The sequence below is a fragment of the Pseudomonas sp. GNP014 genome, from assembly GCF_054344005.1.
On sequence record NZ_JBTGUS010000001.1, the window covers coordinates 2,791,801 to 2,803,799 of the forward strand.

The following is an 11,999-nucleotide window of genomic DNA, read 5'->3' on the forward strand; positions in this document are numbered from 1 at the left end:
TTAGCAATACGACGTCGTCCGGCAAACCGCGAAAAGATGGCCAGAGGCCTCTAGCTTGCTCAATGGAACTGGCGTGCGTAGTGGCGCGGATCGAAGCGCCGTGCCATCAGCCACATCATGACCATGACCGCGGTCAGTGACCACCAGGCCCATTCGAAGCTGCCCAGTCGATCGCGGATTGTCCCGGCCAGCAGTGGCGAGAGACCGGCAATCAGATAGCCGATGCCTTGCACGAAAGCGGTCAGGCTGGCGGCGCGTTGCGGGTGGTCGAAGTGGTCGAGGGAGACGATCAGGCTCATCGGAAACAATCCGCCAATGCCCAGGCCCAACAGGCACGGCCAGAGCAGGCTCAGGTGATGAGGGGTGAGCGTCAGGCCGCAAAATCCGGCAATGATCAGCAACAGCAGGCCCTTCAGCACCCAGCGTCGATCCCGGCTGCGGTTGGCGATAGCGGGCACCAGCAGGCCGGCAATGACCTCCATGGCTGTCAGAAAACCCAACAGCAGCCCGGCGTGTTGTTCGCTCCAGCCTTGTTCCACGTAGTACGGTGCGAACCAGGCGAGCACACAGGTGTAGGACGCCGTGCCCAGACCGAAGAAGACGGCGAGTAACCAGGCGCGAGGATGACGGAAAAAGGATTCTTGCTTGTGCGTTTCGGGCATGGCGTGCGGCAGGTTTGCGCGTTGCGCCCACCAGAGCATCGACGCCAGCAGCGCCAGTGCTGCCCAGATCGCCAGGCCCGCGCGCCAACTTCCGGTCTGCAGCATCACCAGCGGGGCGAACGAGGCGGCAATCGCTGCGCCGCCCATGATCGAGGTGACATACAGGCCCATGTACAGGGCAACGTTGTCCGCAAACCGCGATTTGATCAGTGCCGGCATCAATGCCTGGATCAACGCAATGCCGAAACCGGCGAGCACTGCGCCGACAATCAGTTCTGCGGCCGAGTCGATGAACCAGCGCGACAGCGTTGCCAGGCCGATGATCAGCAGCGACAGCATGACCGTGCGCCGTTCACCCAGGCGCCGACCGATGCTCAGGCCGAAAAACATCCCCAAGCCCATGGCTGTCACCGGCAGCATCGTCAGCAATGACGCGAGGCTGAAGCTGAGCGCAATGTCGCCACGGATCGCCGACAACAGCGGGCCGACCGCCGCCATTGACGGGCGCAGGTTAAGGGCAACCAGAGCGATGGCGAGCATCAGCCCGACAGCGGGGCGTGAGGTGGCGCGGATGTTTTCCATCTTCAGACCTTTGACACGGGGACTGAGGATTAGGCGCGTGGCGGCAACGGTCGAGCAAACCAGAAAATCCACGAACCCACCTAAAAATCAAATACCCCACACACCCTGCAGGCGCTGCCGAAGGCTGCGATCTGTTGATCTTGCTTTTACAGGTCCAGATCAAAAAAACATAAACTTTGGCCGCGCCTGCACGGAGTGTTTACTGCGTCAAAACTGAATCGTTCTCAAATGCCTGACAGGTTCTGACGAATTAGCGCTAGCCAACTAATCGTTGGCGTCTTTTTCACAGAAAATTGATGGGGGGCTGCCTAGAGTTTGTCGCGCCTTGGTTAATGAATTTTTCACAATTAACCAGGGTTCCTCTTTTCAGGAACTGCCCGTCTCTATGTTGAAGTTAAAAACCGTGCGCCCGGAATGGGTGACGTTGATTGCCAGTGCCTTTCTTCTGGCCGGTTTCAATCTTGTGCTGTGGCAACATCTGTTCGAGATCACTGCAGCCGATGGCGAAGGCATCGTCATGCGCGTGGCTTTCGGGGTGATTATCCTGGCGGCTTTCAACATCGTACTGACCTTTTTTGCCTTCCGGCCGCTGCTCAAACCGATCCTGACACTGATCTTTCTGATCAGCGCCGGCGTGGCTTATTTCATGAGCCAGTATGGCGTAATGATGGATGCGGGCATGTTCCGCAACTTCGCCGAAACCAACGCGACGGAAGTGCGTGACTTGCTGTCGTTGAAGTTGTTTGCCTATATTGTTTTGTTGGGTGTTTTACCGTCCTGGTTGTTGTGGAAAGTCCCTGTTAACTTTCGTCGCTGGCATCGAGAGTTACTCTATAAAGTTATTGTGGTTATGGCGTCAGTTGCAGTTATCGGTGGTGTGGCGTTGGCCAACTATCAAGGGCTGTCTTCGTTGTTTCGCAATCACCATGAAATCCGCTTGATGCTGGTGCCCAGCAATTACATTGGCGCGTTGGCCGGTTACTTGCGCGAGCAAGTCGTCTCGGCGCAGCAGCCATTCGTCAAAATCGGTGAGGACGCGCAACGTAATCCGGCACGGCAACATCCGCTGCGCAAATCCCTGACCGTCCTGGTCGTGGGCGAAAGTGCACGAGCAGAAAACTTCGGCATCCTCGGTTACAACCGTGACACCACACCAAAACTGGACAAGGAAGCCGGGCTGATCGCCTTCACCGATGTGCACTCCTGCGGCACGGAAACCGCCGTTTCAGTGCCATGCATGTTTTCCAACATGGGCCGCAAGGATTACGACGCCAGCAAGGCGAAGAACGAAGAAGGCCTGCTCGACGTGCTCAAACATGCCGGGATCGACGTGATCTGGCGCGACAACCAGTCCGGCTGTAAAGGCACTTGCGACCGGGTCACCCTGCAAGACGTCAGCAATATGAAAGACCCTTCTCTGTGCGCCAACAGCGAATGCCGCGATGAAATTCTCCTGCAAGGTCTGCAGGGTTTTATCGAGCATCTGGACAAGGACACCGTGCTGGTGCTGCACCAGATGGGTAGCCACGGTCCGGAATACTTCAAGCGTTATCCGAAGGCGTACGAACACTTCACGCCGGTGTGCGAAAGTAATGCGCTGAACAATTGCAGCCGCGAAAGCATCGTCAACGGTTACGACAACACGCTGGTCTATACCGACCATGTGCTGGCGAGCCTGATCGATGTGTTGCGCAGCAATCAGGACAAAGTCGACACCGCCATGTTGTACCTGTCGGATCATGGCGAGTCGCTGGGCGAGTACAACCTGTTCCTGCACGGCACGCCGTATATGCTGGCGCCGGACCAACAGAAACATGTGGCGATGCTGGCCTGGTTCTCCGACAACTATCAAAAGGCTTATTCGCTCGACACGCACTGTCTGCAGATGAACCGCGACACACCTCTGAGCCAGGACAATCTGTTCCACTCGATGCTGGGGCTGCTGGAAATCAAGAGTTCGGTTTATCGACCGGGCCTGGACATGTTCGCCGGCTGTCGTGGCGCGGTGATCGACGGCGTGCTGGCCAAGGACTGAGGCGCGGCGCACCCCGTCAGCCTTCGGCACCTTCTACAGATACAGATCTGTCGGTTCTCGCTGTCAGACTATTCTTTTTCCTTGGCAGGACATTTCGTTACAGCTCTTGCCCTTCGCAGGCGCGTAAATCGCCGGTGGCGATATATACTGCGCGCCATTCTTCAAGGGAGAGCCGTGTGGCTATCGATATTCACTGGATTCGCGACAACGAAAGCCTCGCGCAGTTTTGCGCCGAGTGGCAGCAGCTGCCGTTCGTTGCCCTCGACACCGAATTCATGCGGGTCGACACCTTCTACCCGATTGCCGGTCTGTTGCAGGTCGGTGACGGCAAGCGCGCCTACCTGATTGATCCGCTGACCATCAACGCCTGGCAACCGCTGGCTGCGTTGCTGGAAAACCCGGCAGTGCTCAAGGTGCTGCACGCGTGCAGCGAAGACCTCGAAGTCCTGTTGCGCCTGACCGGCAGCCTGCCGGCACCGCTGTTCGACACCCAATTGGCTGCCGCATACCTGAACCTCGGTTTCTCGATGGGCTATTCGCGGCTGGTGCAGGAAGTGCTCGGCATCGAACTGCCCAAGGGCGAAACCCGTTCCGACTGGTTGCAGCGCCCGTTGTCCGACACGCAAATCAGCTACGCCGCCGAAGATGCCGTGCATCTGGCGGAGGTTTTCGTACAACTGCGGCCAAAACTGTCTGACGACAAATTCGCCTGGGTGTTGGAGGACGGCGCGGAACTGGTCGCCAACCTGCGCCGCGAAACCGATCCTTACGAGGTTTATCGCGAGGCCAAACTGGCGTGGAAACTGTCCCGTGCGCAACTGGCGGTTCTGCGTGAGCTGTGTGCCTGGCGGGAAAAGGAAGCCCGCGCCCGTGATCTGCCGCGTAACCGCATCGTCCGCGAGCATTCGCTGTGGCCGCTGGCCCGCACGCAACCGGACAACCTCGCGGCGTTGGGCAAGATCGAAGACATGCACCCGCGTACCGTGCGTCAGGACGGCCAATTTCTGCTTGATCTGATCAAGCGCTCTGGCAGTGTGGGGCCTGATCAATGGCCGCCCGCCGTACCGGAGCCATTGCCGATCGAAGCCGCAGCATTGATCAAACAACTGCGCGCATTGGGCCAGGCCGAGGCCGAGCGTCTGGGCATCGCCCCGGAACTGATGCTGCGCAAGAAAACCCTCGAGGCGCTGGTCAAAAGCGGCTACCCCGAGGGGCCTTACCAATTGCCTGATTCGCTGCGTGGCTGGCGCCGCGAATTGATGGGCCAGAAGCTGCTCGACAGCCTGGCCACCGCCGGAGAACAGCCTTGAAACGTATTTGCTCCATTTACCAAAGCTCCAAGCGCAGCGGCATGTACCTTTACGTGCTCAAGAGCGATGCGCTCGAGCGTGTGCCGGAAGCATTGATGCTGGCCTTCGGCAAACCGAAGCACGCCTTCGATCTGGTGCTGTCGCCCGAGCGCAAGCTGGCCAGCGAAGACATCGTCGTAGTGCTGGAAAACCTCGACAAGCAGGGCTATCACCTGCAGATGCCGCCGGCCGAGGACGAATACATCGAACACTTGCCCGAAGAGTTGCTGCGACGCAACGATCCGGTCTGATCTGCCAGGCCCTGTTCTGGGCCTCGGGTAACCCTGGAACTGTTTTTACCGCGATGGCCACCCTTACTCCGGTGGCCGTCTGCACGGTTTGCGAAAGGTTTGAAGATGCGCGTTCTGATTGCTGAACACGACCACGCGATATACGCCCGGCTGCTGCGTCAGGCAGCTCCGGAACTGGAAGTACTGACCAGCGGCGACTCCGCCGAACTGGCCCGACAGGCTGCCGATTGCCCGGTGTGGCTGGGGCAGCCGGATCTGCTCGCGACCCTGTTGCGCCAGGGGCATCAACCGCAGTGGCTGCAGTCGACCTGGGCCGGCATCACGCCGTTGCTGGCCGACGGTTTGCGCCGCGATTACCGCTTGACCCGTGCGGTGGGGATTTTCGGTCAGGTGATGGCCGAATACGTCCTGACCTACATGCTCGGTCATGAACGTGAAGTGCTGGCGCGTCTGGTCAGCCAGGTCGAGCGCAAGTGGGATAACCGCACCGGTCAGAGCCTGGTCGGGCGCAAGGTGCTGATCGTCGGCACCGGCGACATTGGCCAGAGCGTGGCGCAGTTCCTGCTGCCGTTTGGCGTCGAGTTGTACGGCATCGCCAGCAGCGCCCGCGAACAGGCGCCGTTCGTCGAAGTCGGGGCGCTGGCGGATCTGCCACGGCTGGTGGGCGAGGTGGATTACGTAGTCAATCTGCTGCCCAACACCGAGCACACCCACGATATCTACGACGCGGCACTGTTCAAGCAATTCAAACCGACCGGGTTGTTCATCAACGTCGGGCGCGGTGTGGCTGTAGTGGATGCGGATCTGGTCGAAGCATTGAAAGAAGGCCATCTGGCCGGCGCGGTGATCGACGTCTGCCGCCAGGAACCGCTGCCACAACGCCATCCGTTCTGGACGGCCTGGGGTTTGTTGCTGACCGGCCACAGTTCGGCGCCGACTTCGCCTTCGTTGATGGTGCAGCTGTTTGTCGACAACCTGAAGGCGTATCAGGCCGGCGAGGCGTTGCGCGGCGAAGTGGATTTCAACCGCGGATATTAAATCCACCGCTCACTTGAATGATGCACAAAACCTGTGGGAGCTAGCCTGCTGGCGATCAGGGAGTGTCAGTCAACATGGATGTTGTTTGACACACCGCAATCGCTAGCAGGCGAGCTCCCACAGTGGTTTTTGCAGTATGGCTTAAAGGGTGAAGTCGCCTTCAGCCACTAGCTCGCTCAGCGGACGACGCGGGCTCGGCTCTTCACGGGCCTGCAGGTACTCGGCCAGCGTTGCCTTGTCACCCAGCTTGCCAACCGCGACTGCTGCATGCAGCGCATAACCTTCCGGGATATTCAGCTCCTTGCGTGTGAGTTCCTGATCGAAACCGGCCATGCCGTGGGTGTGCCAGCCGCTGATGCTCGCTTGCAGTGCCAGATGGCCCCAGGCCGAACCGGTGTCGAACGTGCTCCACAGCGCCGGCGTCTCTTCACTGGCGCCGGGTGCGGTGAACGTGGTTTTGGAAATCACGATCACCAGCGCCGAAGCGTGTTGCGCCCAGCTGCGGTTGAATTCATTGAGCAGACCCAGATAACGCGCCCAGTTCGGCGTATCGCGACGCGCGTAGAGAAAACGCCACGGCTGCGAGTTATAAGCCGACGGTGCCCAGCGTGCGGCTTCGAAGAAGCTCAGCAGGGTTTCTTCCGGGATCGCTTCGCCGGTAAACGCGCGCGGCGACCAGCGGTCGGTGAATTGCGGGTGAATGGCGTAATCGGCAACGCGAGGGTTGGCACTCATCAAAAGATTCCTTGCTGTGTTTGAGTCATGAATTCTTGGCAGAACCCTACTGGGCGGTGATTTGCCTGACAAGCGGGATTTACCGACAGTCGCCAGCGCTTGGCCCGCAAGGCCGGGGGCACTAGACTGGCGGCCTTTTCACCACCTGATGTTGATGCTTGAGCCATGGCCGCCAAAGTCGAACCGTTCTGGAAACGCAAAACCCTCGATCAACTGGATCACGAGGAATGGGAATCGCTGTGCGACGGCTGCGGCCTGTGCTGCCTGCAAAAGCTCGAGGATGAAGAAGACAACAGCGTCTATTACACGCGCATCGCCTGCAAACTGCTGGACCTGAAAACCTGCCAGTGCAGCGATTACCCGAACCGCATCAAGTTTGTCCCGGACTGCATCCAGCTCACCCCGGGCCAGGCCGAAGAATTCAAGTGGTTGCCGCCGACCTGTGGTTATCGGCTGGTCAGCGAAGGCAAGGACCTGCCGTTGTGGCACCACCTGGTGTGCGGTGATCGCGACGCGGTGCACCACGAACGGATTTCCCAGTCCGGGCGCATGCTCGCCGAAGGCAGTGTGCCGGAGGATGACTGGGAAGATCACCTGATTTTCCGGGCCGGTTAAGCGCCCGCAGATTCACCTTTCACCAAGGAGTGTGTATGGCTGGGGGATTGCGGCGGGCGCTCAGCGTGGGCTTGCTGGCGTTGAGCGCGCCAGTGTGGGCAGCGAAGAAAGTCGATCTGGACTACCACGTGCGCCTGTTGCCGCAAAGCGATCAGGCCGAAGTGCGCCTGACCCTGGCCAAAGGTGAAGCGGTGCGCAGCCTTGACTTCGACCTCGGTGATGGCAGCCATTACAGCGACTTCAAGGCCGACGGCCAGTGGCAGCTGACCCCGGGCAAACAGGCCCGGGGCGTCTGGCGTCCGACGGGCGACAAGGCCAGTCTGACCTACCGCGTCAGCGTCAGCCACGGTCGCAAGGGCGGCAGCTTCGACACGCGCATGACCCCAAGCTGGGCGCTGCTGCGCGGCGAGGATCTGGTGCCGCCGGCCAAGCTCGATCAGCAGGATGGCGTCGAGCTGGTGTCGCGCCTGCAATTCGAACTGCCCGGCGGCTGGCAAAGCGTCGAAACCGCCTGGCCGCGCATCGGCAAGTACAAATTCCGCATCGACAACCCTTCACGCCTGTTCGACCGCCCGACGGGCTGGATGCTGGCCGGTCACCTCGGCAGCCGCCGCACGCGCCTGGGCGAAACCGAAGTTACCGTGGCCTCACCGCAAGGGCAGGGCATGCGCCGCATGGATGTGCTGACCTTGCTGACGTTCGTCTGGCCGCAGGTGCAAGCGGTCTATCCCCGGCATCCGAAAAAACTGTTGATCGTCGGCGCCAACGACCCGATGTGGCGCGGCAGTCTCGGCGCGCACGAATCCATCTATATGAACACGCGGCTGCCGCTGGTCAGCGAGAGCGGCAGCAGTGCACTGGTGCGTGAGTTGGCGCAGGTGTTCGGGCGGATCAACGACGCCCAGCGCAGCGACTGGATCAGTGAAGGATTGGCCGAGTATTACGCGATCGAACTGGTGCGCCGCGCGGGTGGCATGAGCGATGAGCGTTATCAGGCGTTGCAGGCGAAGTTGGCCAGGGACAGTCAGAAGGTGACGACCTTGCGCGGCGAGCAGATCAGCCCGGCGCAGCTTTCAAAAGCGGTGATGGTGCTGCAGGAGCTGGATCGCGAGATTCGCCTGAAGACGCGTAACAAGCGCTCGCTGGATGATGTACTGCGCGGGGCGATGCATCTGGGGACGGTGGATACCAAGGGGTTTGTGCAACTGGCGGAGAGTGTTCTGGGCGAGTCCTCCAAGGTCCTCGATACCGCGTTATTGCAGTGACATCGCTATCGCTGGCAAGCCAGCTCCCACAGAATTCGGGATGTTCATCAAAATAGTGAACGACACAGAATTCGGGATGTTCATCAAAATGGTGAACGACACAGAAACTGTGGGAGCTGGCTTGCCAGCGAAGAGGCCAGAAGCCTCAGCGCAAATCCTTGATCAAACCCCGGCTTTCGGCGACATCACCGAGTCGTTGCCGGTCACGGTGGCGGTGCTGGTCGCCGCCTCGGCGTTGGCCTTGAGTTTGTTCAATTCTTCCCCGGCGCGCTCGATCTTGGCCCGTACATTGTTCATGTCCTGACGACTCTTCTCGATCAGGCTTTTCATCGAACTGTGCCCAGTGATCCCGCGGGCCATCGCCACGCCGCCAATTGCCACCTGAATCAGGCCGAACACGCCGCCACGGCGCAGCCCCTTGCCGACCATGATCACGCCACCGGCCAGCGAGCCGATGCGTTCCCAGCCTTCGACGTTCTGTTCGGAGCGGCTCTGGAACGGGGTGGATTCGATACGTTCGACGCGTTTGAGCTCGGCCATGATCTTTCTCCAGGCAATGAGTAATGGATAAACAAGCTGACTGCCGCAGCGCTCAGCTCGTTCCATCGGATGTGCGACGTTTCAGCGGAATTTTGGTCCGGAGCGGGTATTCAGACCCTTGGCCATGCGGTCGTAGAGCACGACGTTGACCGTGGCGGCGAGGTTCATGCAGCCAGTGGTCGGGATGTACACGACGTCTTCGCACCAGTCGCGGATCTCTTTATCCAGCGAGCCGTCTTCGGGACCAAAGATGTACAGCGCGCGGTCCGGGTGAGTGTATTCGGGGAGCGGGCGGGCGCCTTCGACCAGTTCCACGGCAACGGGTACGCAGTTGAGCGGCAGGATTTTTTTCAGGTCGTCGATGCCGATCAGCGGGATGTCGTAGTGCACGCGCTTGGTGTCGGTGACGAAGTCGGCGGCGCGTTCATAGCGCTTGCCGGTGTAGAACACCGATGCCACGCCGTAACAGCCTGCGGCGCGCATCACCGAACCGACGTTCTCCGGTGATTTGGGGTTGTACAAACCAATGCAGCTGTAACGTTTGTCTGCCACGAGCGGGGTGCCTTCGGGAAAAAGAGGGCGATTATACGGGGATTGGGGGAGGGCGGGCAGATTCGAGATCTGCGGTGTCTGCTCTGGCCCTATCGCTGGCAAGCCAGCTCCCACAGGTATCTCGGGAGTTCACAAAATTTGTGAGCGACCAAAATCATTGTGGGAGCTGGCTTGCCAGCGATTGGGCCTGTTCAGGCGCTGAAGATCTTCAGTCTTCTTTTTTCATCAGGCCGGCCAATGCAGCAAACGGGTTGTGCGTGGCCTTGGCGATCTTCGGCGTGCTCAGCGAGCCTTCGCTGAAATACTGCTGATCGGTGTAGCGCGAGTGTTCGTTGTCGTGGCAATACAGGCACAACAATTCCCAGTTCGAGCCGTCCTGCGGGTTGTTGTCGTGGTTGTGGTCGCGGTGATGCACGGTCAGTTCGCTCAGGCGCTTGCCGGAAAACTCACGGGTGCAGCGGCCACAGACGTGCGGGTACATCTTCAGGGCCTTGTCGCGGTAGCCCATCTCCTTGTCGCGCTGGTTGTCGGCAAGGATGCGATCGAGCTTCGACGTGTTGGTCGGGGTGGACGAACTCATGGGTTCACCTTTGTAAAAAGACTAATGACGGATATGTGCAGAGTTTAGCTCAGCCCTTGAGCTTCTCGGCAATCCAGATCGTGTGGCGGGTGCCCTTGTTGCCGTGGGCGAACACCTGGACTTCTTCGGCCTTGAAACCGGCCTTCTTCAATTTGTCGGAAAACTGTCGGTCGGCGCTGGCTGACCATACGGCGAGCACGCCTTTGGGGCGCAGGGCCTTGGCGCAGGCGTTAAGGCCGGCGGCGGAGTACAGCCAACTGTTGGCCTTCTGGGTCAGGCCTTCAGGACCGTTATCGACGTCGAGCATGATCGCGTCGAAGCCGTTCGGCTCGCTTTGCAGCACCTTGGCCACGTCGTCCTGACGGATCACCGTGCGCGGATCGAGCAGCGGCCGCCCGGACTTTTCCCCCAGCGGCCCACGGTTCCATTCGACGACGCCAGGGACCAGTTCGGCGACCACCACTTCGGCACTTTTGCCCAGATGCTTGAGCGCCGAGGCAAGGGTGAAGCCCATGCCCAGGCCGCCGATCAACACCCGCGAGTGCGGCCGTCCGGCGACTTTGCGGCAAGGAATCTCGGCCAGCGCATCTTCGGAACCGTGCATGCGCGTGTTCATCAATTGCCCGCCGTCGCCGCCCTGGATCTTGATGACGAAATCCTCGCCATACTCGAACAGGCACAGGGCGCCACCGTTGTCAGGGATCGGCGTGGTGTCGAGCAGAACGAAACGTTTCATGGAAATCTCTACAAGGGGGAAGGCAAGCAGGCCCGTTGGGAGTAGCCTGAGCGCAGACTAGAGGCCAAACGGAGCCCTTGATGAAGCGCACCATTCTAACGGTCATTGCCCTGGCCGCGCTCTCGATTACTGCAGTGCAGGCGCAGCAGACCATTCCGGTCAGCCCGACGCCGTCACCCGGTTCGCCCGGGACTGCAACACCGACGCCGTATCCGCAAATCACCCCGATCAACATTCCCAAGTCGGGTGCCGGCAGTGGCAGCCCGCCGCTGGTACCGATCGAAATGCCCAGTCCGCCGGGCAAGGATCAACCGGTGCCGGGCATCGAACCGAGCGGCACCAAGGCGAAATCCCCTGGCGGTTAAACCTGTTGCGCCGCCAGTTGGCCGTCGGCCATGCGCAGGCGTTTCGACAGGGAAACGGCGAGGGCGCGGATGATTTTCGCGGCGATCTTCGGCGCGTCGTTGAGCATTTTTTCCAGCGAGTCCTTGCCGAGGTTGAGCAACTGACAGTGGCTCGCGGCGATGCAGGTCGCCGAGCGTCGTTCACCATCGAGCACCGCCATTTCACCGAAGGCGCGGCCGCTGCGCAGGGTGGCCATGGTGATGACCTGGCCGTCGGCGCCGGTTTTCTGCACCGCGACCTGCCCGGTGTGAATGATGCACATGAAGCTGCCGGCATCGCCTTCGTGGAAAATCGCCTCGCCTTGCGCCACGGTGCTGATGCTGAAGTAGCCGGAGGCCGCGGCAAAGTCCGCCAGCTGCAATTGATCGAACAGGCCGCAGTCCATCAGCCAGTCACGGATTTCGTTGTTCAGTAGAGTGGGTTCTGACATGTCATTGCGGTCTTTTTGTTTTCACATTTCAAGGCCTCACACGGATCCCGTGTGAACACGCTTTTGTGGCGAGGGGATTTATCCCCGCTCGGCTGCACAGCAGTCGCAAATCCTGCCAATACGGTACTTCAGAGATACCGAATTTGCAGTTCTTGGGGCTGCTTCGCAGACCAACGGGGATAAATCCCCTCGCCACAAGGGTCTGGAATTAAGACCCAAGTGAC

14 protein-coding genes are annotated in these 11,999 nt (G+C 60.1%); 7 read left to right on the forward strand and 7 right to left on the reverse strand.

The annotated features are described in order from the left end of the window. Positions 1–59 precede the first annotated feature (59 nt). Positions 60–1,244: a cyanate transporter gene (locus ACXX9E_RS12545; RefSeq protein WP_458556578.1), complete on the reverse strand. Its 1,185-nt coding sequence runs from the start codon at positions 1,242–1,244 to the stop codon at positions 60–62. 385 nt (positions 1,245–1,629) lie between these two features. Between ACXX9E_RS12545 and ACXX9E_RS12550 the strand changes: the two genes are divergently transcribed. The 4 genes from ACXX9E_RS12550 to ACXX9E_RS12565 all read left to right on the forward strand — a co-directional run bounded on the left by ACXX9E_RS12550 (position 1,630) and on the right by ACXX9E_RS12565 (position 5,917). Beyond that, entirely contained in the window at positions 1,630–3,279 is a 1,650-nt protein-coding gene (locus ACXX9E_RS12550) for a phosphoethanolamine transferase (RefSeq protein ID WP_458555489.1), read from the forward strand. A gap of 176 nt (positions 3,280–3,455) precedes the next feature. Beyond that, positions 3,456–4,589, forward strand: a complete 1,134-nt coding sequence (rnd, locus tag ACXX9E_RS12555; protein WP_322373941.1) for a ribonuclease D — start codon at positions 3,456–3,458, stop codon at positions 4,587–4,589. Then, the gene (locus tag ACXX9E_RS12560; RefSeq protein WP_122608866.1) at positions 4,586–4,879 is read left to right on the forward strand and encodes a YcgL domain-containing protein; all 294 of its coding nucleotides are present in this window, start codon (positions 4,586–4,588) and stop codon (positions 4,877–4,879) included. The genes rnd and ACXX9E_RS12560 overlap by 4 nt, the downstream gene beginning before the upstream one ends. A gap of 105 nt (positions 4,880–4,984) precedes the next feature. After that, positions 4,985–5,917, forward strand: coding sequence for a D-2-hydroxyacid dehydrogenase (locus ACXX9E_RS12565; protein ID WP_123465498.1), 933 nt, complete (start codon positions 4,985–4,987; stop codon positions 5,915–5,917). Between the two features lie 141 nt (positions 5,918–6,058). Here the strand turns inward: ACXX9E_RS12565 and ACXX9E_RS12570 are convergent, their stop codons facing one another. Next, complete coding sequence (locus ACXX9E_RS12570; protein ID WP_123465500.1) at positions 6,059–6,652, reverse strand: nitroreductase family protein; 594 nt, start codon at positions 6,650–6,652, stop codon at positions 6,059–6,061. A 165-nt stretch (positions 6,653–6,817) separates the two neighbouring features. On the opposite strand from ACXX9E_RS12570, the gene ACXX9E_RS12575 reads away from it, so the two are divergent. Both ACXX9E_RS12575 and ACXX9E_RS12580 read left to right on the forward strand, forming a co-directional pair. Next, entirely contained in the window at positions 6,818–7,267 is a 450-nt protein-coding gene (locus ACXX9E_RS12575) for a YcgN family cysteine cluster protein (protein ID WP_003222605.1), read from the forward strand. Between the two features lie 35 nt (positions 7,268–7,302). Continuing rightward, positions 7,303–8,532: a hypothetical protein gene (locus tag ACXX9E_RS12580; protein ID WP_336346968.1), complete on the forward strand. Its 1,230-nt coding sequence runs from the start codon at positions 7,303–7,305 to the stop codon at positions 8,530–8,532. Positions 8,533–8,694: 162 nt separating this feature from the next. On the opposite strand, the gene ACXX9E_RS12585 is transcribed toward ACXX9E_RS12580, so the two are convergent. The 4 genes from ACXX9E_RS12585 to ACXX9E_RS12600 all read right to left on the reverse strand — a co-directional run bounded on the left by ACXX9E_RS12585 (position 8,695) and on the right by ACXX9E_RS12600 (position 10,940). Beyond that, on the reverse strand, positions 8,695–9,072 hold the full coding sequence (locus tag ACXX9E_RS12585; protein ID WP_458555490.1) for a YgaP family membrane protein: 378 nt from the start codon (positions 9,070–9,072) through the stop codon (positions 8,695–8,697). An 81-nt stretch (positions 9,073–9,153) separates the two neighbouring features. Continuing rightward, positions 9,154–9,624 (reverse strand): RNA methyltransferase, encoded by a 471-nt coding sequence (locus tag ACXX9E_RS12590; RefSeq protein ID WP_007911337.1) that lies wholly within the window; start codon positions 9,622–9,624, stop codon positions 9,154–9,156. Between the two features lie 208 nt (positions 9,625–9,832). Further along, positions 9,833–10,204, reverse strand: coding sequence for a YajD family HNH nuclease (locus ACXX9E_RS12595; protein ID WP_007911336.1), 372 nt, complete (start codon positions 10,202–10,204; stop codon positions 9,833–9,835). Positions 10,205–10,253: 49 nt separating this feature from the next. Beyond that, on the reverse strand, positions 10,254–10,940 hold the full coding sequence (locus ACXX9E_RS12600) for a spermidine synthase (RefSeq protein ID WP_123465506.1): 687 nt from the start codon (positions 10,938–10,940) through the stop codon (positions 10,254–10,256). Positions 10,941–11,020: 80 nt separating this feature from the next. On the opposite strand from ACXX9E_RS12600, the gene ACXX9E_RS12605 reads away from it, so the two are divergent. Then, a complete protein-coding gene (locus ACXX9E_RS12605) occupies positions 11,021–11,305 on the forward strand; it encodes a hypothetical protein (protein WP_123465508.1) in 285 nt (94 codons plus the stop codon). On the opposite strand, the gene ACXX9E_RS12610 is transcribed toward ACXX9E_RS12605, so the two are convergent. After that, complete coding sequence (locus ACXX9E_RS12610; RefSeq protein WP_123465510.1) at positions 11,302–11,775, reverse strand: cyclic nucleotide-binding domain-containing protein; 474 nt, start codon at positions 11,773–11,775, stop codon at positions 11,302–11,304. The two genes, ACXX9E_RS12605 and ACXX9E_RS12610, sit on opposite strands and share 4 nt — an antisense overlap. Positions 11,776–11,999: the final 224 nt, after the last annotated feature.

Bases quoted from the DNA above. Each gene is read 5' to 3' on its own strand.
- ACXX9E_RS12565 (WP_123465498.1), top strand. From the start codon at position 4,985: ATGCGCGTTCTGATTGCTGAACACGACCACGCGATATACGCCCGGCTG.
- ACXX9E_RS12545 (WP_458556578.1), bottom strand. From the start codon at position 1,244: ATGGAAAACATCCGCGCCACCTCACGCCCCGCTGTCGGGCTGATGCTC.
- ACXX9E_RS12570 (WP_123465500.1), bottom strand. From the start codon at position 6,652: ATGAGTGCCAACCCTCGCGTTGCCGATTACGCCATTCACCCGCAATTC.
- ACXX9E_RS12580 (WP_336346968.1), top strand. From the start codon at position 7,303: ATGGCTGGGGGATTGCGGCGGGCGCTCAGCGTGGGCTTGCTGGCGTTG.
- ACXX9E_RS12610 (WP_123465510.1), bottom strand. From the start codon at position 11,775: ATGTCAGAACCCACTCTACTGAACAACGAAATCCGTGACTGGCTGATG.
- ACXX9E_RS12595 (WP_007911336.1), bottom strand. From the start codon at position 10,204: ATGAGTTCGTCCACCCCGACCAACACGTCGAAGCTCGATCGCATCCTT.
- ACXX9E_RS12575 (WP_003222605.1), top strand. From the start codon at position 6,818: ATGGCCGCCAAAGTCGAACCGTTCTGGAAACGCAAAACCCTCGATCAA.
- ACXX9E_RS12605 (WP_123465508.1), top strand. From the start codon at position 11,021: ATGAAGCGCACCATTCTAACGGTCATTGCCCTGGCCGCGCTCTCGATT.
- ACXX9E_RS12600 (WP_123465506.1), bottom strand. From the start codon at position 10,940: ATGAAACGTTTCGTTCTGCTCGACACCACGCCGATCCCTGACAACGGT.
- ACXX9E_RS12550 (WP_458555489.1), top strand. From the start codon at position 1,630: ATGTTGAAGTTAAAAACCGTGCGCCCGGAATGGGTGACGTTGATTGCC.
- ACXX9E_RS12585 (WP_458555490.1), bottom strand. From the start codon at position 9,072: ATGGCCGAGCTCAAACGCGTCGAACGTATCGAATCCACCCCGTTCCAG.